Source organism: Caballeronia sp. LZ003 (assembly GCF_031451465.1).
Taxonomy (GTDB): Bacteria; Pseudomonadota; Gammaproteobacteria; order Burkholderiales; family Burkholderiaceae; genus Caballeronia.
Genome location: NZ_JARUXJ010000001.1, coordinates 1781273 through 1800025, shown reverse-complemented (window position 1 = coordinate 1800025; position 18753 = coordinate 1781273). Strand labels below are relative to the sequence as shown.

At 62.0% G+C, this 18753-nt stretch carries 17 protein-coding genes; 16 read left to right on the top strand and 1 reads right to left on the bottom strand.

Annotated features, from left to right (window positions below; translation table 11 throughout):
- Positions 1–49: 49 nt before the first annotated feature.
- On the bottom strand, positions 50–748 hold the full coding sequence (locus QCE79_RS07950) for a Bax inhibitor-1/YccA family protein (RefSeq protein ID WP_250492297.1): 699 nt from the start codon (positions 746–748) through the stop codon (positions 50–52).
- A gap of 356 nt (positions 749–1104) precedes the next feature.
- Here QCE79_RS07950 and ndk point away from each other — a divergent pair, with 356 nt between their 5' ends.
- From ndk to QCE79_RS07870, 16 genes are all read left to right on the top strand, one after another.
- On the top strand, positions 1105–1530 hold the full coding sequence (gene ndk, locus QCE79_RS07945; protein WP_244825340.1) for a nucleoside-diphosphate kinase: 426 nt from the start codon (positions 1105–1107) through the stop codon (positions 1528–1530).
- A 163-nt stretch (positions 1531–1693) separates the two neighbouring features.
- Complete coding sequence (rlmN, locus tag QCE79_RS07940; protein ID WP_309843231.1) at positions 1694–2836, top strand: 23S rRNA (adenine(2503)-C(2))-methyltransferase RlmN; 1143 nt, start codon at positions 1694–1696, stop codon at positions 2834–2836.
- A 187-nt stretch (positions 2837–3023) separates the two neighbouring features.
- The gene (locus QCE79_RS07935; RefSeq protein ID WP_244825338.1) at positions 3024–4112 is read left to right on the top strand and encodes a helix-turn-helix domain-containing protein; all 1089 of its coding nucleotides are present in this window, start codon (positions 3024–3026) and stop codon (positions 4110–4112) included.
- Positions 4113–4262: 150 nt separating this feature from the next.
- A complete protein-coding gene (gene ispG / locus QCE79_RS07930; RefSeq protein ID WP_309843229.1) occupies positions 4263–5591 on the top strand; it encodes a flavodoxin-dependent (E)-4-hydroxy-3-methylbut-2-enyl-diphosphate synthase in 1329 nt (442 codons plus the stop codon).
- Between the two features lie 6 nt (positions 5592–5597).
- A complete protein-coding gene (hisS, locus tag QCE79_RS07925) occupies positions 5598–6938 on the top strand; it encodes a histidine--tRNA ligase (protein ID WP_250525902.1) in 1341 nt (446 codons plus the stop codon).
- Positions 6939–7049: 111 nt separating this feature from the next.
- The gene (locus QCE79_RS07920) at positions 7050–7679 is read left to right on the top strand and encodes a tetratricopeptide repeat protein (RefSeq protein WP_250492301.1); all 630 of its coding nucleotides are present in this window, start codon (positions 7050–7052) and stop codon (positions 7677–7679) included.
- 128 nt (positions 7680–7807) lie between these two features.
- Complete coding sequence (gene bamB / locus QCE79_RS07915) at positions 7808–8953, top strand: outer membrane protein assembly factor BamB (protein ID WP_244825334.1); 1146 nt, start codon at positions 7808–7810, stop codon at positions 8951–8953.
- A 390-nt stretch (positions 8954–9343) separates the two neighbouring features.
- A complete protein-coding gene (der, locus tag QCE79_RS07910) occupies positions 9344–10684 on the top strand; it encodes a ribosome biogenesis GTPase Der (protein ID WP_244825333.1) in 1341 nt (446 codons plus the stop codon).
- A 149-nt stretch (positions 10685–10833) separates the two neighbouring features.
- A complete protein-coding gene (hfq, locus tag QCE79_RS07905; protein WP_006999489.1) occupies positions 10834–11070 on the top strand; it encodes an RNA chaperone Hfq in 237 nt (78 codons plus the stop codon).
- Between the two features lie 83 nt (positions 11071–11153).
- The gene (gene hflX / locus QCE79_RS07900; protein ID WP_250492302.1) at positions 11154–12419 is read left to right on the top strand and encodes a GTPase HflX; all 1266 of its coding nucleotides are present in this window, start codon (positions 11154–11156) and stop codon (positions 12417–12419) included.
- Positions 12420–12502: 83 nt separating this feature from the next.
- On the top strand, positions 12503–13924 hold the full coding sequence (gene hflK, locus QCE79_RS07895) for an FtsH protease activity modulator HflK (protein WP_309843221.1): 1422 nt from the start codon (positions 12503–12505) through the stop codon (positions 13922–13924).
- Between the two features lie 13 nt (positions 13925–13937).
- Positions 13938–14843: a protease modulator HflC gene (hflC, locus tag QCE79_RS07890; protein ID WP_309843218.1), complete on the top strand. Its 906-nt coding sequence runs from the start codon at positions 13938–13940 to the stop codon at positions 14841–14843.
- Between the two features lie 54 nt (positions 14844–14897).
- A complete protein-coding gene (locus QCE79_RS07885) occupies positions 14898–15083 on the top strand; it encodes a DUF2065 domain-containing protein (RefSeq protein ID WP_244825329.1) in 186 nt (61 codons plus the stop codon).
- A 94-nt stretch (positions 15084–15177) separates the two neighbouring features.
- Positions 15178–16329 carry an ATP phosphoribosyltransferase regulatory subunit gene (locus QCE79_RS07880; protein WP_250464955.1) on the top strand — a complete coding sequence of 384 codons (1152 nt, stop codon included), beginning with the start codon at positions 15178–15180 and terminating at the stop codon, positions 16327–16329.
- A 143-nt stretch (positions 16330–16472) separates the two neighbouring features.
- The gene (locus tag QCE79_RS07875; RefSeq protein WP_250492305.1) at positions 16473–17819 is read left to right on the top strand and encodes an adenylosuccinate synthase; all 1347 of its coding nucleotides are present in this window, start codon (positions 16473–16475) and stop codon (positions 17817–17819) included.
- 104 nt (positions 17820–17923) lie between these two features.
- Entirely contained in the window at positions 17924–18484 is a 561-nt protein-coding gene (locus QCE79_RS07870; protein ID WP_244825326.1) for a phosphoribosyltransferase, read from the top strand.
- Positions 18485–18753 lie beyond the last annotated feature (269 nt).

Genomic DNA, 18753 nt, shown 5'->3' with positions numbered 1-18753 from the left:
AAAAAAAACCGGCCCGAAGGCCGGTTTTTCGTTTGAAGCACCGGTTCGATCAGTTCCGGTTGCCGCCGAAGATGCCGAGCAGTGCCAGCAAATTCGTGAAGACGTTGTACAGATCGAGGTAGATGGCGAGCGTCGCGCTGATGTAGTTCGTCTCGCCGCCATTCACAACGCGCTGCACGTCGAACAGCATGTAAGCCGAGAAGATGACGATGGCGAGCACGGAGATCGTCAGCATGAGCGCCGGCAGTTGCAGGAAAATGTTCGCGACTGCAGCCAGCAGAATGACCATCACGCCCATGAACAGCCACTTGCCGAGGCCCGAAAAGTCACGCTTGCTGACCGTGGCGATGGTCGCCATGGCCGCGAAAATCACGCCCGTGCCGCCAAAGGCCATCATGATGAGCTGCGGCCCATTCGAGAAACCGAGGATGAAGCTCAAAAGACGCGAGAGCATCAGGCCCATGAAGAACGTGAAGCCGAGCAGGACGACCACGCCCATGCTGCTGTTCTTCGTTTTCTCGATGGCGAACATGAAGCCGAACGCAATCGCCATGAACGCGATGAAGCTCATTGCCGGGCTGGTGGCCGCGAAGAGGGAAAAGCCCGTCGCTACGCCGACCCACGCGCCGAGCACCGTCGGCACCATGGAAAGCGCCAGCAGCCAGTAAGTGTTGCGTAGCACGCGGTTGCGCACCTCGACCGAAGTGACGCTGCCGTTGCGTCCAAAACTGTAGGGTGATTCGTTCATGGTTTCTCCTTGCTTCAAATTGTCTGTCGTCGACCCGCGCTACATCCGTCATATACGAATGATACGGTAGGAATACTTAAGCGATTATGAGGCCGTTGCCCGCGCCATTCCGGTTTCGTGCAGTGCCTGATGTCGCGAGGCGGTTGCAAAGCGCGGCTCGACTCCAATATGACTGCCGCACGGTCCGAAATCAATGGCGCCGACGTTTCTCGGCGCGATACACGCTCAAGGCACGCTGGCGTATGACGGTTCGACCCTTACGGCGCCGTAAGGTTTCAATCGCAATCATACCCTGCTTCATGCTACAATTGTCGATTCCTTTTAATCCGTAAACCGTTAATTTTTTGGAGTTTTTCATGGCAATCGAGCGCACCCTGTCGATTATCAAGCCGGACGCAGTGGCAAAGAATGTTATCGGCCAAATCTACAGCCGTTTCGAGAGTGCTGGACTCAAGATCATTGCTTCGCGCATGGTGCATCTGTCGCGCGCGGACGCGGAAAAGTTCTACGCAGTGCACGCTGCACGCCCGTTCTTCAAGGACCTCGTGGAATTCATGATCTCCGGTCCGGTGCAGATTCAAGTGCTGGAAGGCGAAGGCGCGATCATCAAGAACCGCGACCTGATGGGCGCGACCGATCCGAAGAAGGCAGACAAGGGCACGATCCGCGCTGATTTCGCGGACAGCATCGATGCAAACGCCGTGCACGGTTCCGACGCTCCGGAAACGGCAGCGCAGGAAATCGCGTTCTTCTTCCCGCAAGTGAACGTCTACTCGCGCTAAGTCGCGCGTTGGTTGCCGCATCGGTCCGTGCCTCGAGGCAGTGCGCCGGATCATGCGGCTGTCGCGCCGGCATCGCTTGAAAAGCTGGAACATGCAGGAATTGGCGCGAACGGTCTCGGGCAAAAGCTCCCGAGCTTCGCAATCTGAAATGGCAGGACTCGACATGACGAACAGCAGCACCGTCAATCTTCTCGATCTCGACGCCGCCGGGCTCGTCGCTTATTGCGACAGCCTTGGCGAAAAGCCGTTTCGCGCCAAGCAATTGCAGCGCTGGATCCACCAATATGGCGTCGACGACTTCGACGGCATGACGGACCTCGCGAAATCGCTGCGCGAAAAACTCAAGGGTCTCGCCAGTTTGGCGATGCCCGAAATCTCTCGCGATCACGTTTCCACCGACGGCACGCGCAAGTGGCTGATCGACGTAGGCAACGGCAACGCGGTCGAAACCGTGTTCATTCCCGAGGAAACGCGCGGCACGTTGTGCGTGTCCTCGCAGGCAGGCTGCGCGGTGAACTGCCGGTTTTGTTCCACGGGCAAGCAGGGATTCTCCCGCAATCTGACCACTGGCGAGATCATCGGGCAGTTGCGCATGGCTGAATTCGCGCTGCGCAAGTCGCTCGGGCGCGAAGTCGGCGGCCCGGGAAAGGGCGAGCGCGTCATCACCAATGTCGTGATGATGGGCATGGGCGAGCCCATGCTGAATTACGACGCCGTCGTGCCCGCCATGCGTCTGATGCTCGACGACAACGCCTATGGCCTGTCGCGCCGTCGCGTGACGCTATCCACTTCCGGCGTCGTGCCCATGATGGACCGCCTCGCCGCGGATCTGCCAGTGGCGCTCGCCGTGTCGCTACACGCGCCGAACGATCCGCTGCGCGACATGCTGGTGCCGCTCAACAAGAAGTATCCGCTGCGTGAATTGATGGCTGCGTGCCAGCGCTATCTGAAGGTTGCGCCGCGCGATTTCATCACGTTCGAATACTGCATGCTCGACGGCGTCAACGACACCGAAGCCCATGCGCGCGAACTGCTGGCCGTCACGCGCGACGTGCCGTGCAAATTCAACCTCATTCCGTTCAATCCGTTCCCGGAATCAGGTCTGACTCGTTCGAAGAACGAGCAGATCAAGCGCTTCGCGCAGGTTCTGATGGACGCGGGCATCGTCACCACCGTGCGCAAGACGCGCGGCGACGACATCGACGCAGCTTGCGGGCAGCTTGCGGGCGAGGTGAAGGATCGCACGCGCCTCGTGGAACGCATGGGTCGCGCGCCAGGCAAGGTGATCGAGGTGCGCGCGGTCTGACGCATTGCCGCCGTACAGCGAAGAAAAACAAGTCCGAAAAGACGGAAGTCGCGCCAGGCCGGCGCGCAAAGCCGAACATTTTGTTATAAAGCGGTCTGCAACATTGCCGGGGCTGTATCGTTCACGTTTTGATGCAATCCGCCGGCTTAGCCGCGCTATATAAAAGAATCGATGCGAGGAAATTGGGATGAGTGAGCCGCAGCACCCGACGCCTTTTGGCAGTCATACCGGGGGTCTTCCTGTCAATGAGCATGACAGTCAGGCGGGCACTGGCGGGGCGGCATCGAACGCGAGTCAGACGGGGCCTCTGGATTCGATTGCCGCCGTCGGCGCGCGGCTCGCGCAGCTTCGTCACGCGAAGTCATGGTCGATCGACGACATTTCAGCGCGTCTCAAGGTCTCGCCGAACAAGCTGCTCGCGCTCGAAGCGGGCGACATCAGTCAATTGCCCGATCGCACGTTCGCAGCGGGTATTGTGCGTAGCTACGCCAAGGTTCTTGGTACCGATCCCGCGCCTTTCACGCAGGCGTTTCGTCGCGAGGGCGCGGCGGTCGGGCAAAATCTGAAGGTGCCGGCTTCGGCGGGTGCGGGTCTGCCGCGACAGCGCGTGTCGGTGCCACTCGGTGGTTCGTCGGGCAAGAAACGCTCGTGGCTCTGGGGCATCGCGGCGGTCGTCGTGGTGTTGGCCGCGCTCGTGATGTGGCATACCGGCGGCGATTCGTCGGCGTGGCTCGCGCGCCTCAAGTCGAGCACGGGCGCTGGCACGGCTGCGCCGGGCGACACGGTGTCCGCTTCCGTCGTTTCCACGCCTGATGAAGCCGCCGCGGCGAACACCGGCGAAGCCGCCTCGCTGCCCGAAGTGGCCGCCGCGCCCGGCGAACAGCCAATGCCACGTCCGCTCGGCACGAACGCGTTGCCGGCCTCGTCGTCGACCATTGCGGCGTTGCAGGGCGCAAGCGCGTCGGCCGCAGCCAAGCAGGCGCCGGCCGCTGGCGCCGCCGCATCCGCGCCGGTCGTCGCCGGCACGGGCGCGAGCGCAGTCGAATTGAAAGTGAAGGAAGATAGCTGGTTCAGCGTGCGCGGCAAGGACGGCAAGGAGGTTTTCTCCGGTCTCGTCCACGCGGGAAGCACGCAACGCGTGCAGGGCGAAGCGCCGTTCAAGGTGACCGTCGGCAACGCGAAGAGCGTCGATTCCATCTCGTTTGACGATCAGCCGGTCGACGCCAAGAAATACGTTTCCGCACGCGGCAACGTCGCGCGCTTCACGCTGCCCTGAACGGGCGGCGCGTAGCGGTGTCGGAGTCGGAGGTTCAGCGCGCGTGCAAGTCATGGGCATTCCGGCTTTTGCCGTGATGCCCGTTCAAGGTTCCATATTCGCACCGTCGCGCCGCTTGCACGCGGCGCCTGGTGGCCAAAGGGTTTTTCGATGCAATCCGAAGCTCAATCCCTGATTAGCAGCAAGATCTGTTCGACCGAACCGGTGTTCGGCGGCTCGTTGAAGCGTCGTGCATCGCATGCGGTGGACGTGCGCTGGGGCGGTCAGCTCGTCACCATCGGCGGCGACTCACCGGTGCGCGTGCAGTCGATGACCAACACCGACACCGCCGACGCCATCGGAACCGCCATCCAGATCAAGGAACTGGCGCAGGCGGGTTCCGAACTCGTGCGCATCACGGTGAATACGCCGGAAGCGGCGGCGGAAGTGCCGCACATCCGCGATCAACTCGACCGCATGGGCGTGTCCGTGCCGCTCGTCGGCGACTTCCATTACAACGGGCATCTGCTGCTGCGCGATCATCCGGCGTGCGCCGAAGCGCTGTCGAAGTACCGCATCAATCCCGGCAACGTCGGACAGGGCGCAAAGCGCGACACGCAATTCGCGCAGATGATCGAAGCCGCGATCAAGTACGACAAACCGGTGCGCATCGGCGTGAACTGGGGCAGTCTCGACCAGGACCTGCTCGCGCGCATGATGGACGAAAACGCCGCGCGCTCGGCGCCGTGGGAACTGCAAAGTGTGATGTATGAAGCGCTGATCCAGTCGGCGGTCGGCTCGGCGGAACGCGCGGTCGAACTCGGCCTCGGTCGCGACAAGATCATCCTGTCGTGCAAGGTGAGCGGCGTGCAGGATCTGGTCGCCGTTTATCGCGAACTCGCTAAACGTTGCAGCTTCGCGCTGCATCTCGGCCTGACCGAGGCGGGCATGGGCTCGAAGGGCATCGTCGCTTCGACGGCGGCGCTGTCGTTGCTGCTGCAGGAAGGCATCGGCGACACCATCCGTATTTCGCTGACGCCCGAGCCAGGCGGCGCGCGCACGGGCGAAGTGGTCGTCGGCCAGGAAATCCTCCAGACCATGGGCCTGCGTTCCTTTACGCCCATGGTCATTGCATGTCCCGGCTGCGGGCGCACGACCAGCACGCTGTTCCAGGAACTCGCGTCGCAGATCCAAAGCTATTTGCGCAACTCCATGCCCGTGTGGCGCGACCAGTTTCCCGGCGTCGAGAAGATGCACGTCGCGGTGATGGGCTGCATCGTCAACGGGCCTGGCGAATCGAAACACGCGAACATCGGCATTAGTTTGCCGGGTTCGGGCGAAAATCCCGCCGCGCCCGTGTTTATCGACGGCGTGAAGGTGAAGACCTTGCGTGGCGAGCGTATCGCCGAGGAATTCCAGCAAATCGTCAGCGACTACGTCGAGCGCACCTACGGGCAAGAAACCGGCAAGCGCGAAGAAACGTCCGCGGCAACACTTTAAAGACAGATGACTGAACAGAAGAAACGGCTCGGCAAGCTGACCGGCGTCAAGGGCATGAACGACATCCTCCCGCAGGACGCCGCGTTGTGGGACTTCTTCGAATCCACGGTGAAGTCGATGCTGCGCGCATACGGCTATCAGAACATCCGCACGCCGATCATCGAGCATACGCAGTTGTTCACGCGCGGGATCGGCGAAGTGACGGATATCGTCGAAAAAGAGATGTACAGCTTCACCGATTCGCTCAACGGCGAACATCTCACCATGCGGCCCGAAAACACGGCGGCGGTGGTGCGCGCGAGCATCGAACACAACCTGCTTTACGACGGTCCGAAGCGCCTGTGGTACATCGGCCCGATGTTCCGTCACGAACGTCCGCAGCGCGGGCGGTATCGCCAGTTCCATCAGGTCGGCGTGGAAGCACTCGGTTTCGCGGGACCGGACGCGGACGCCGAAATCATCATGATGTGTCAGCGCCTGTGGGACGACCTTGGGTTGACCGGCATTCGCCTGGAACTGAATTCACTTGGCCAGCCTGACGAGCGCGCGGCGCACCGCAAGGAACTGATCGCGTATCTGGAGCAGCACGTCGACGCGCTCGACGAAGAAGCCAAACGACGTCTCTACACCAACCCGCTGCGCGTGCTCGACACGAAGAATCCCGCGCTGCAGGAAATTGCGCAGAACGCGCCAAAGCTCACCGACTTCCTGGGCGAAGAATCGCGCAAGCATTTCGAGGGCGTGCAAAGGCTGCTGAAGGCCAACAACATTCCGTTCAAGATCAATCCGCGTCTCGTGCGCGGTCTCGACTATTACAACCTCACCGTATTCGAGTGGGTGACCGACAAGCTCGGCGCGCAAGGCACGGTGGCGGGCGGCGGCCGGTACGACCCGCTCATCGAGCAACTTGGCGGCAAGCCCACGGCCGCGTGTGGCTGGGCGATGGGCGTCGAGCGTATCCTCGAGTTGCTGAAGGAAGAGAATCTCGTGCCGGAAGCGGAAGGTACGGACGTCTACGTAGTGCATCAGGGAGAAGCTGCCGCCGAGCAGGCGTTCATCGTGGCGGAGCGTCTGCGCGACACGGGCCTCGACGTGATCCTGCATTGCAGCCCGGACGGCGCGCCTGCCAGCTTCAAGTCACAGATGAAGAAAGCCGATGCGAGCGGCGCGGCTTTTGCCGTCGTGCTGGGCGAAGACGAACTCGCGCAGGGCACGATCGGCGTAAAGCCGCTGCGCCGCGCGGGCGCCGAAACGTCGGACGCGCAAAAGAACGAGCAGGTCAACGTTCCGGCGGAAGACTTGACCGAATACCTAATCAATGCGATGGTGGCATCCGCCGAAGACTAGGCGGCCCGACACGCGGGCAATGGCCGTGGGCATCGCGCTGGATGAGTGAACTGTCCGGCATCGCGCACGGCACTCGAAGTGCAATGAAACGCAGGAAGGAATAGCTGGACGATGAGCTATCACGACGAAGAAGAATCACTGGAAAGTTTGAAAGCCTGGTGGGCCAAGTGGGGTAATTCCACGACGTGGATCATCCTCGTGGCGCTTGTAATCGCAGCCGGATACAACGGCTGGAATTACTGGCAGCGTCATCAGGCGGCCGAAGCTTCCGTGCTGTACGACCAGCTTCAGCAGGCCGTCACCGGCAATGATCAGAAAATGGTGAGCCGTATTGCGACGGACATGGAAGACAAGTTCGGCAGCACGGCCTACGCTCAGATGAGCGCGCTCACGGCGGCCAAGTCGCTTTACACGGCGGGAGATACCGCCGGCACGAAAGCGCAACTGCAATGGGCCATCGATCACGCGAAGGACGACGAGTACAAGCAAGTCGCGAAGCTGCGTCTCGCGCTGGTGCTGCTCGACGAGAAAAATTACGACGCGGGTCTGAAGCTGCTCGCGGATGCGCCGCTCGACGCCTACAAGGGTGTGATCGCGGACCGTCGCGGCGATCTGCTTGCGGCGCAAGGCAAGCGCGACGACGCCCGCGCATCCTACAAGCTGGCGCTCGGTGCGCTGCCCGCGAACGATACCTCCGCGCGGCAACTGGTCCAGTTCAAGCTCGACGCGCTCGGCGGCTGATCAGCGCGCGCCGCCGCAATCGACCGAGCCATATAACAATCAGGCCGCCCGGCCGCGCAACGCCTTGAAGGCGAAGGCGCGGCCGGGCGCCGATCAACCGAATCCGATAATTCATGTTGCGTCCACCGATGACTTTTTTGAAACGCTACGCCGTGCCGTTTGCCTGCGCGATGACCGCCTTGCTCGCGGCTTGCTCATCCACCAAGGATGAACGCCGCGTGCCGACACCGCTCGTCGAGTTCAAGCCGGTGCTCAACGTCTCCCAGGCGTGGAAGGCGAGCGTCGGCAAGGCAGGCCGCTATCTGTTCGCGCCGGTTGCCGTGGGCGACGCAATTTTTGCCGCAGGCGAGAACGGCTCGGTCGTGAAGATCGACGCGAAAACGGGTCAGGATGTCTGGCGCATCAAGCTCAAGGACGATCTGTCGGCGGGCGTCGGCAGCGACGGCAATCTGACTGCGGTCGGCGGTCTGAAGGGTTCGGTCTACGTGCTCGGACCGGACGGCAAGCAGTTGTGGACGGCAGTCGCGCCGGGCGAACTGATCTCTCCGCCGCTCGTCGGCAATGATCTCGTGATCGTGCGTACCATCGACGGCAAGGTCGTGGCCTTCAACGCGCAGACCGGCGAACAAAAGTGGGTCTTCCAATTGCGCGCGGTGCCGCTGAATCTGCGCGTCGCGGCGGGCATGACCTTCGCCGGCAATCAGGCCGTGCTTGCTGGATTCCCGGGCGGCACGTTCGCGGCAATCAACCTGCAAACGGGCGATGCCTTCTGGCAAACGCCTGTTTCATATCCGAAGGGCGTGACCGAAGTCGAGCGCATCAACGACGTAACCGGCGCGCCGGGACTCGTCGGCGCGCAGAGCTGCGCGGTGACGTTCCAGGGCCGCATCGGCTGCTTCAATGCAAATTCCGGCCGTCCGGACTGGGAAAAGAGCTTCTCGTCCGACAGCGGTCTTGCGCAGGATTCGGACTTGGTCGCAGCAGGCGACGACTGGTCGGTCGTAAACGCATTCCGCACCTCGGACGGCTCGCAGCTCTGGAAAACGGACAAGCTGAAGAACCGCCAGGTCAGCGTGCCGTATATTCTCGGTCGCGCGGTCGTTGTTGGCGACTTCGAAGGTTACGTCCACTTCCTGAGCGCGGATAACGGCGAACTCGTCGGCCGCGCCAAGACCGACGGCAGCGCGATCACCGCGCCGCCCGTGCTCGCCGGCAACACGCTCGTGGTCCTGACGCACGACGGCGGCATCTACGGCTTTCGTCCCAGCAACTAACACGCGCGTGATCGTCTGATCGAGCGGTATTGCGCGCTCGAAGCCGATCGCGCGGCAGGTCCGGCCAGAACCGGGCCGCAAGAGAAAGCAGGAGGCGCGGCAATCGCGCGCACTCCCGAGAGCCTGCCAGCGGAACGCAAAACGCGCGGTGGGCTGCAAGAATCAAAGCGCGTCGCGCGAAGGCGGCGCGCCAAAACTGCCTCTGACGAGGCGCAGCGGCGTCCCAGCGCCGCAGGCTTGACACACTGACGCCGTGACGCGTCGCGCGTGCCGCAAGCCGAATCCATGCTAATTTTCGACAAGCGCAGCCGTGGCGCGGCATGAGCGGAACGAGAGGTCTCGTTCGCACGCCTCGTGTGCCGTCTTGCGTTCAACCTTGAACAACATCTGATGAAACCCGTGATTGCCCTCGTCGGGCGCCCCAATGTGGGGAAATCCACCTTATTCAACCGGCTGACGCGTTCGCGCGATGCACTCGTCGCCGATCTGCCCGGCCTCACCCGCGACCGCCATTACGGCGAAGGCCGCGTGGGCGGCGAGCGGCCGTATCTCGTCGTGGATACCGGCGGCTTCGAGCCGGTCGCGAAAGACGGCATCCTGCACGCAATGGCGCGGCAGACGCGTCAGGCGGTGGAAGAGGCAGACATCGTCGTGTTCATCGTCGATGGACGCAACGGGCTCGCGCCGCAAGACAAGGCGATTGCCGACTATCTGCGCAAGACCGGCCGGCCGCTTTTTCTCGTCGTGAACAAGGCCGAGGGCATGAAGTATTCGGCCGTCGCGTCCGACTTCTACGAACTCGGTCTCGGCGATCCGCGCGCGATCTCGGCTGCGCACGGCGACGGCGTTACCGAGATGATCAACGACGCGCTCGACATCGCTTATGCCGGTCAGCCCGAGGAGAGCGAAGAAGAGAAGGCGCAGCACGGCGTGAAGATTGCCATCGTCGGACGTCCGAACGTTGGCAAGTCGACGCTCGTGAACGCATTGCTCGGCGAGGAGCGCGTGATCGCGTTCGACATGCCCGGCACCACGCGCGATTCGATTTATATTGATTTCGAGCGACAAGGCCGCAAATACACGCTTATCGACACGGCGGGCTTGCGTCGTCGCGGCAAGGTGTTCGAGGCCATCGAGAAGTTTTCGGTGGTGAAGACCTTGCAGTCCATTTCCGATGCCAACGTCGTGATCCTTTTGCTCGACGCCCAGCAGGACATCTCGGATCAGGACGCGCACATCGCGGGCTTCGTGGTCGAACAGGGCCGCGCGCTCGTGGTCGGCGTGAACAAGTGGGACGGTCTGGACTCGCATGTGCGCGAACGCACGAAGGCGGATCTCACCCGCAAGCTCAAGTTTTTGGACTTTGCTAAATTTCACTACGTCTCGGCGCTGGAGAAGAGCGGCATCAGCCCATTGATGAAGTCTGTCGATGAAGCCTACGCCGCCGCCATGGCCAAGTTGCCAACACCGAAGCTCACGCGCGCGCTCATCGACGCGGTGGAGTTTCAGCAGCCGCGCCGTCGCGGTCCGGTTCGTCCGAAGCTGCGTTATGCCCACCAGGGTGGACAAAATCCGCCGATCATCGTGGTGCACGGCAATGCGCTCGACGCCATTACCGAGACTTATAAACGCTATCTGGAAGGGCGCTTCCGAGAAACTTTCGGATTGGTCGGGACGCCACTGCGCATAGAGTTCCGTTCGAGCCATAACCCATACGCGGACAAAGGCTGAAAGCCGCGTGAGTCAAGCGTTTCAGGCCGGTCGGCCATTTGGCCAGGCTGGTGCGGAAACGAAAATCGGCTATAGTGTAGCGATTGTCGGCGGATCTCTTTTTCTTCGCCGACAATACATCCAACCTGCAAAAAAACACGGAGTTTGCTATGAGCAACAAAGGGCAATTGTTACAAGACCCGTTTTTGAACGCGCTGCGTAAAGAGCACGTGCCGGTGTCGATCTATTTGGTCAACGGCATCAAGCTTCAAGGAAACATCGAATCGTTCGACCAGTATGTCGTGTTGCTCCGAAATACGGTCACACAGATGGTCTACAAGCACGCCATTTCCACCGTCGTGCCGGCCCGTCCGGTGAATTTCCACCCGGACGCTGAATCGTCCTAAACCTCGTCGCGACCGGCGCTGTTTTCACAAAAAGCGAACATCAAACCATTCGCCGGTCGCTTCAAAAACCGAAAAATATCAATTTGATCAATGCAGCGCTCGTCGGCATCGACTTCGGCAAGATCGATTTCGAAGCCAGTCTGGAAGAACTCAGCCTGCTCGCACAAAGTGCAGGCGCCCATCCCGCCGTCACGCTAACCGGCCGCCGTTCGGCTCCGGACGCCAAGATGTTCATTGGCAGCGGCAAGGTTGAAGAACTGCGCCTTTCTTGCGAAGCGAACGACGTCGAACTCGTCATCTTCAATCACGCACTCGCGCCCGCGCAGCAGCGCAATCTCGAACTCGCGCTCGACCGCCGCGTGGTGGACCGCACGAGCCTCATCCTCGACATCTTTGCGCAGCGCGCCCGCAGCCACGAAGGCAAATTGCAGGTCGAACTCGCACAGCTGCAGTATCTGTCGACACGGCTCATTCGCGCGTGGACTCACCTGGAACGGCAAAAGGGCGGTATTGGCCTGCGCGGTCCGGGCGAAACGCAACTCGAAACGGACCGCCGGCTGATCGGCGAGCGTATCAAGGCGCTCAAGACCCGGCTCGAGAAGTTGCGCCGTCAGCATGGTACGCAGCGTCGTCAGCGCACGCGTAATCGCACGATGTCGGTCTCCCTCGTCGGCTATACGAACGCGGGCAAGTCCACGCTGTTCAATGCGCTCACGAAGGCGCAGGCGTACGCCGCCGACCAGCTTTTCGCCACGCTCGACACAACCTCGCGTCGCGTCTATCTCGGGGAGGAAGCGGGGCACGTGGTGGTATCGGACACGGTCGGGTTCATCCGCGAATTGCCTCACCAGCTCGTCGCGGCCTTTCGCGCCACGCTCGAGGAGACCATCCACGCAGACTTGCTGCTGCATGTGGTCGATGCATCGAGCGCCGTGCGCCTCGATCAAATCGATCAGGTGAACGAGGTATTGCGCGGCATCGGCGCGGATTCCATCCGGCAGGTTCTCGTCTTCAACAAGATCGACGCGGTGCCTGAGCTGGCGGCCCGTGGCGAAGCGGTTGAAAGGGACGAGTATGGTAATATTTCGCGCGTCTTTTTGAGTGCACGCTCGGGCCAGGGGCTCGACGCGCTGCGCGCTGCCATCGCCGAAATCGCTGCTGCGGAAACGGACGAAAGCGAAGAGGCCTTACCGAGCGTGCTCGCTGAAATCGAAGCGCCGCAACTCGAGCCCGATGCAACGCAATCCCCGCTGTCCGGGTCAAACGAAACACACGACACGAACGCGCAGCCGGAAGACCACCGGCTGACCGAACAACGTGACCACAAGGTTTCCGAGCACGGTCACTGATCGGCTCGCGGAACTCCGGATTGCATCGCCCGGGCTTATCTGTCTGGATGTCTACCCCCGGCTGTCTAATGGTGAATCACCGAGTGAACGACTACAACGAGCGGACTAACAGGCAGCGCATGCATGCCGCCTTTTCGATCAACGATCCGCGCTGGGGGCGGGGCGAAGGCAACGGCGTGAAGAACGACTCGAAGCGTCCGCAAGACGGCAAGCGCCCGAACGGCAAGGACGAAGGCCCGCCCGATCTCGACGAGATGTGGCGCGACTTCAACCGTCGCATCGCCGGTCTGTTCGGGCGCAAGCCCAACGGCGGTGCGCCGCGCGAGAATGGCCGCGGCACGCGCATCGGGCTTGGCATCGTCATTGGCGTGCTGATCGCCATCTATCTCGGCAGCGGCGTGTTTGTCGTACAGGACGGTCATGTCGGCGTGGTATCGCAGTTCGGCAAATATCGGCAAACGGTGGCGCAAGGCATTCACTGGCGCCTGCCGTATCCGTTTCAGTCGCACGATATCGTCGACATCTCGCAGGTCCGCTCGGTCGAAGTGGGTCGCGGCACCGCGCTCGCGCAAGGCAACGTGCGCGATGCCTCGGTTCTGACGAACGACGCCGATATCGTCGACGTGCGCTTCGCCGTGCAATATCAGATCAAGTCGCCGACCGACTTCCTGTTCCGCAATCTCGATCCCGACCAGAGCGTCACGCAGGCGTCGCAGGCGGCAGTTCGCGAGATCGCTGGGTCCATCAGCACGGACGACATGCTCTACAAGGATCGCGAGGCGTTGCGCGCGCGTCTAACTGAATCTATCCAGCGCTCGCTCGATCTCTACCGCACCGGTTTGCAGGTGACGGGCGTGACCGTGCAAAGCGTGCAGGTGCCGACGCAAGTGCAGGCGGCATTCGAGGAAGCTTCGCGCGTGCGTCAGGACAACGAGCGCGCTCGCGACACCGCGCAAGCCTATGCCGATCAGCTGCTGCCGCGTGCGAAAGCCGACGCGGCGCGTCTCGTCGACGAAGCCACGGCCTACGGCAATCGCCAGGTCACCGAAGCACAGGGCGACGCCGAGCGCTTCAAGCAGGTCTACGAGCAATACTCGAAAGCGCCCGCGGTCATTCGTCAACGCATGTACCTGGACACGATGCAGCAAATCTATTCGCGTACCACGAAGGTCTTCGTGGACAGCAAGGCAGGCAATAACGTGGTGTATCTGCCGCTGGACAAGCTCGTCGAGGCGAATCGTCAGCAGGTGAAAGAAGCCGATGCCGCCAGTGTCGCCGCAGCCGCAAGCGCGCCGGCTGGCGATGGCGCACAGGCGCGTGCGCCGGGCGTGGCGTCGTCGCCGGCCGTGTTGAGCGCGCCGGCCAACGGTGCGATTAACGGCGCGGCCAGCGCGACGACTGCAGCCAGTGCGGCCAGCGCGGCCAGTGCCGCAAGCAGTGCAAGCGACCCGCTGCGCTCCCGCGATGCTTTCCGCTCGCGCAATCGTCAAGACGACCTGCAATAAGGAGCGCGAGAACATGAATCGAATCATTGCGCTTGTGGTCGCTGTCGTGATCGTGCTGTTCATCGGTTCATCGATGATCTTCACGGTCGACGAACGGCATGCTGCCGTCGTGGCTTCCCACGGTGACGGCGAACCGAAACTCGACGGCCCGGGCCTGCATTTCAAGCTGCCCGCGCCGTTCCAGACGCTCACGCTCGTCGATACCCGCACGCTCACCATCGACGAAGCGGGCGCGGACCGCTTCGCCACGTCGGACAAGAACGACGTGCTGGTGAATACCGTCATCAAGTATCGCGTGGCCAATCCGCTCAAACTGTTCGAGAGCAACGAGAAGAACACGCAGACCGCGCAGGAGCGCATCGTCGGGCTCGCGCGCACGTCGCTCGCCAGTGCGTTCGCGAAGCGTTCGCTCACGAACGCGCTCGGCAGCCAGCAAACGCTCGCAAGCGAAGCGCAGAAGTCGGTGGAAGACGCGGCGGCGGCCTTCGGCGTGCAGCTCGTGGATCTGCAGATGACGCGTATCGACTTTCCGTCCGTGGTAGCCGACTCCGTCTACAAACGCATGATCGCGGCGCGTCAGCAGGCCGCCGCCATCGAGCGCGCGAAGGGCACGGCGGACGCCGACAAGATCAAGGCGGACGCCCAGCGCGAACAACAGGCGATTCTCGCCGATGCATACAGTCAGGCACAGTCCATCAAGGGCGAAGGAGACAGCAAGGCGGCAGCCATAGCGGCGGACGCCTACGGACGCGATCCGCAGTTCTACCAGTTCTATCAGAGCCTCGAAGCGTATAAGAAGACCTTCAAACCGGGCGACGTGATGGTGGTCGACCCGAGCAGCGATTTCTTCCGCTTCATGCGCGGCCCGAACGGCGGCAGCGCGGATGTTTCTTCCGCGGCTGCCACGGCCAAGCGCTGATCGTGCCCCGCGAAAGCGCGATCCGTTCGCGCTTTCGCCTTTCTCCCTTGGAACATGGCCGAGACGTTACTGCTCGCACTTGCGTTGATGCTGATCATCGAAGGAATGTTTCCCTTCGTTTTTCCGACCGCGTGGCGCGATACCTTTCGCCGCATCGCGGAGCGCCCGACGCATCACATCCGCATCGGCGGACTGATCGCGATGGTGCTCGGGCTCATCCTGCTGCTCATCGCAACGTGAGCACACCGTGATGCGCCAATTGGCCTATCTTGTTTAAATCCGTTCGTCAAAGCGCGCCGCGTCACGCGCCGCGCGCCCCGTAGGAAACGTATCGATGTCCACCTGGTTACTTCCCGAGAATATCGCCGACGTCTTGCCGTCGGAAGCCCGCAAGATCGAAGAGTTGCGACGCCGTCTGCTCGATCGTTTCCGTTCGTACGGTTACGAGCTCGTGATGCCGCCGATGCTCGAATATCTCGAATCGCTTCTGACGAGCGGCGGCAGCGATTTGAACCTGCGCACCTTCAAACTCGTCGATCAGATGTCCGGGCGCACGCTCGGCTTGCGCGCGGACATCACGCCGCAGGTCTCGCGCATCGACGCGCATCTCTTGAACCGGCATGGCGTGACGCGTCTGTGCTATGCGGGCAACGTGCTGCACACGCGTCCGCGCGGCCTGCACGCGACGCGCGAGCAGATTCAGATCGGCGCGGAAATCTACGGTCACGCGGGGCTCGAAGCGGACCTCGAAATCCAGCAACTGATGCTCGATTCGCTGCATCTCGCGGGTCTCACGAAAGTGCGTCTTGATCTGTGCCATGCGGGCGTGCTCGCCGCGTTGCTGGAACTGGAACCGGCGGCTGCATCGCTTGGCGAAGCGCTCTATGAGGCGCTCGCGAGCAAGGATGTGCCGCGTATCAACGAACTCACGGCGCATCTCGGCCAGGTGCCGCGCGAAGCGTTGCGCGCGCTGCCTACGCTCTACGGCGACGCCTCGGTGCTCGAAACCGCGCGCGGCCGTCTGCCGAATCTGCCGGTCATCGCGCGTGCGCTCGACGATCTCGCGTTTCTCGCAAGCCAGGTCGACGGCGCCGAACTCATGATCGATCTCGCCGATTTGCGCGGCTACGCGTATCACAGCGGCGTGATGTTCTCCGCCTATGTCGACGGCGTGCCCAACGCGGTTGCGCATGGCGGCCGCTACGACGATGTCGGGCTCGCCTACGGACGTGCGCGTCCGGCAACGGGCTTTTCGCTGGACCTGCGTGAAGTCGCGCGCATTTCTCCCGTCGATGCCCGCGGCAGCGCGATCCTTGCACCGTGGAAGCACGAAGACACGCTACGCGCCGCCGTCGCCGCATTGCGCGATGCCGGCGAAGTGGTCATTCAGGCGCTGCCGGGCCACGAGCACGATCTCGACGAATTCGCCTTCGACCGCGTACTTATCGAGCGCGACGGCCAATGGATCGTCGAAGCGCGCGCCTGAACGCGGCGCCTGAGCGCGGCGCATGAAGTGAGACGCGCGTCATACGAATGGATGCCGATTTCCTAACCCCGACGTATCCCGAAAAATTCGGAACCTGTGGCGAACATAGGTAAAATACGTTTTTAACCAGCTAACGAATCAACATGTCTGCCAGTGCAGTGAATGTGAACCCGGGGCGCAACGTCGTCGTGGTGGGCACCCAGTGGGGTGATGAGGGCAAGGGCAAGATCGTCGACTGGCTGACGGACCACGCCCAGGGCGTCGTGCGCTTCCAGGGCGGTCATAACGCCGGCCACACGCTCATCATCGGCGGCAAGAAAACCATTCTGCGCCTCATCCCTTCGGGCATCATGCGCGCGGGCACGGCCTGCTATATCGGCAATGGCGTCGTGTTGTCTCCGGAAGCTTTGTTCAAGGAAATCGACGAGCTCGAAGCCGCGGGCATCGACGTTCAGAAACGCCTGTTCATTTCCGAAGCCGCCACGCTCATTCTTCCATATCACGTCGCGATCGATCAGGCGCGCGAAGCGCGTCGCGGCGCGGGCAAGATCGGCACCACGGGGCGCGGTATCGGTCCGGCATACGAAGACAAGGTCGGCCGTCGCGGGCTGCGCGTGCAGGACCTCTTCGACGTGCCGGTGTTTTCCGAACGTCTGCGCGAAGTGCTGGACTTCCACAACTTCGTGCTGAGCAAGTATCTGGGTGCGGCCGAAGTGGACTACCAGCAAACGCTCGACACCATGCTCGGTTACGCGCCGCGTCTCGAACCCATGGTTACGGACGTCTCGCGCCGTCTGTACGACGAAAACCACGCTGGCCGCAATCTGTTGTTCGAAGGTGCGCAAGGCACGCTGCTCGATGTCGATCACGGCACTTACCCGTTCGTCACGTCGAGCAACTGCGTCGCGGGTGCGGCGACTTCGGGCGCGGGTATCGGTCCGCAACGGCTCAACTACATTCTCGGCATCACCAAGGCGTATTGCACGCGCGTCGGTTCGGGCCCGTTTCCGAGCGAACTGTACGATGCCGACAACGCGCAACGTCAGGACCAGGTGGGCTTGAACCTGGCGACCGTCGGCAAGGAATTCGGTTCGGTCACGGGTCGTCCGCGTCGCACGGGCTGGCTCGACGCCGCCGCGCTGCGCCGCTCCATTCAGATCAACGGTATTTCGGGGCTGTGCATCACCAAGCTCGACGTGCTCGACGGTCTCGAGGAAGTGAAACTGTGCGTAGGCTATAAACTCGACGGCAAAGAGGTCGATATCCTGCCGCGCGGCGCCTCGGAAGTGGCGCGTTGCGAACCGGTCTACGAGACCTTCGGCGGCTGGAAGGAAAGCACCATCGGCATTACGCAATGGGACAGTCTGCCCGAGAACGCGCGTGCTTATCTCGTGCGCGTGCAGGAAGTTGCCGGCGTGCCCATCGACATGGTGTCGACCGGACCGGACCGCGATGAAACCATCCTGTTGCGTCATCCGTTCAAGGTCTGAGCGCGAGCGTTTCAACCTGAGCCGGACGCTGTAAAGAATGTGGCCGCTACCTTGCGGCCACATTTCATATATAACCTGTAGTACGTATTTGAAAGAGTCTTACCATGATCGCGATGACGGACCCGCGCAACGACGACAAAAATCTTTGGGTCAACTGGGATGAATATCACCGGTTGATCGAAGTCCTCGCGCTCAAAGTACACGACTCAGGCTGGAAGTTCGACAAGATCCTGTGTCTGGCGCGCGGCGGGCTGCGCGTCGGCGACCAACTTTCGCGCATTTACGACTTGCCGCTCGCCATTCTCGCAACGAGTTCGTATCGCGAAGCCGCGGGCACGGAGCAGGGCGATCTCGACATCGCGCAGTACATCACCATGACGCGCGGCGAGTTGTCCGGCAACGTCTTGCTGGTGGACGATCTGGTCGACTCAGGCGTTACGCTCGCGCGCGTGCAGGAGCATCTGAAGGAGCGCTATCCGGCCATTACGGCGGTGCGCTCGGCCGTGCTCTGGTACAAGGCGTGCTCGAAGGTTACGCCCGACTATCACGTGCAGTTTCTCGAAACCAATCCGTGGATTCATCAACCGTTCGAGGAGTGGGACACGGTACGGCCGCACAATCTCGGCGCCTGGATCAAGCGGGGCCTGCAGAACAGCCGCGAGTGAGCGCCACTCGTCGCCTCGTTCTTGCTGCCCGATAACGGGCAAGACGCCGTTCGTCCCGCTTCATCCCGGGCGCAACGGCGTTTTTGCTTTGGGTCACCTAATTTCACAGATGCAGCCAAGCGCCCTGAATCGTTCAGCCGACGCGCACGAAACGCGATGCTAAACTCACACACGCGTGTTGCCGGGCAATCGGGCAATACGAGAGGCAGCGTTTTTGCACGCGACGTTAGATAGAATGGCGTTCGTTTCTTTCCGCCCTGGACGGACAT

What these genes read in the sequence shown, in the direction of transcription:
- ispG (WP_309843229.1), top strand. Translation starts at nt 4,263, where the DNA reads ATGCAATCCGAAGCTCAATCCCTGATTAGCAGCAAGATCTGTTCGACC.
- hisS (WP_250525902.1), top strand. Translation starts at nt 5,598, where the DNA reads ATGACTGAACAGAAGAAACGGCTCGGCAAGCTGACCGGCGTCAAGGGC.
- QCE79_RS07935 (WP_244825338.1), top strand. Translation starts at nt 3,024, where the DNA reads ATGAGTGAGCCGCAGCACCCGACGCCTTTTGGCAGTCATACCGGGGGT.
- QCE79_RS07875 (WP_250492305.1), top strand. Translation starts at nt 16,473, where the DNA reads ATGTCTGCCAGTGCAGTGAATGTGAACCCGGGGCGCAACGTCGTCGTG.
- ndk (WP_244825340.1), top strand. Translation starts at nt 1,105, where the DNA reads ATGGCAATCGAGCGCACCCTGTCGATTATCAAGCCGGACGCAGTGGCA.
- der (WP_244825333.1), top strand. Translation starts at nt 9,344, where the DNA reads ATGAAACCCGTGATTGCCCTCGTCGGGCGCCCCAATGTGGGGAAATCC.
- QCE79_RS07920 (WP_250492301.1), top strand. Translation starts at nt 7,050, where the DNA reads ATGAGCTATCACGACGAAGAAGAATCACTGGAAAGTTTGAAAGCCTGG.
- hflC (WP_309843218.1), top strand. Translation starts at nt 13,938, where the DNA reads ATGAATCGAATCATTGCGCTTGTGGTCGCTGTCGTGATCGTGCTGTTC.
- QCE79_RS07870 (WP_244825326.1), top strand. Translation starts at nt 17,924, where the DNA reads ATGATCGCGATGACGGACCCGCGCAACGACGACAAAAATCTTTGGGTC.
- QCE79_RS07885 (WP_244825329.1), top strand. Translation starts at nt 14,898, where the DNA reads ATGGCCGAGACGTTACTGCTCGCACTTGCGTTGATGCTGATCATCGAA.
- rlmN (WP_309843231.1), top strand. Translation starts at nt 1,694, where the DNA reads ATGACGAACAGCAGCACCGTCAATCTTCTCGATCTCGACGCCGCCGGG.
- hfq (WP_006999489.1), top strand. Translation starts at nt 10,834, where the DNA reads ATGAGCAACAAAGGGCAATTGTTACAAGACCCGTTTTTGAACGCGCTG.
- QCE79_RS07950 (WP_250492297.1), bottom strand. Translation starts at nt 748, where the DNA reads ATGAACGAATCACCCTACAGTTTTGGACGCAACGGCAGCGTCACTTCG.
- bamB (WP_244825334.1), top strand. Translation starts at nt 7,808, where the DNA reads ATGACTTTTTTGAAACGCTACGCCGTGCCGTTTGCCTGCGCGATGACC.
- QCE79_RS07880 (WP_250464955.1), top strand. Translation starts at nt 15,178, where the DNA reads ATGTCCACCTGGTTACTTCCCGAGAATATCGCCGACGTCTTGCCGTCG.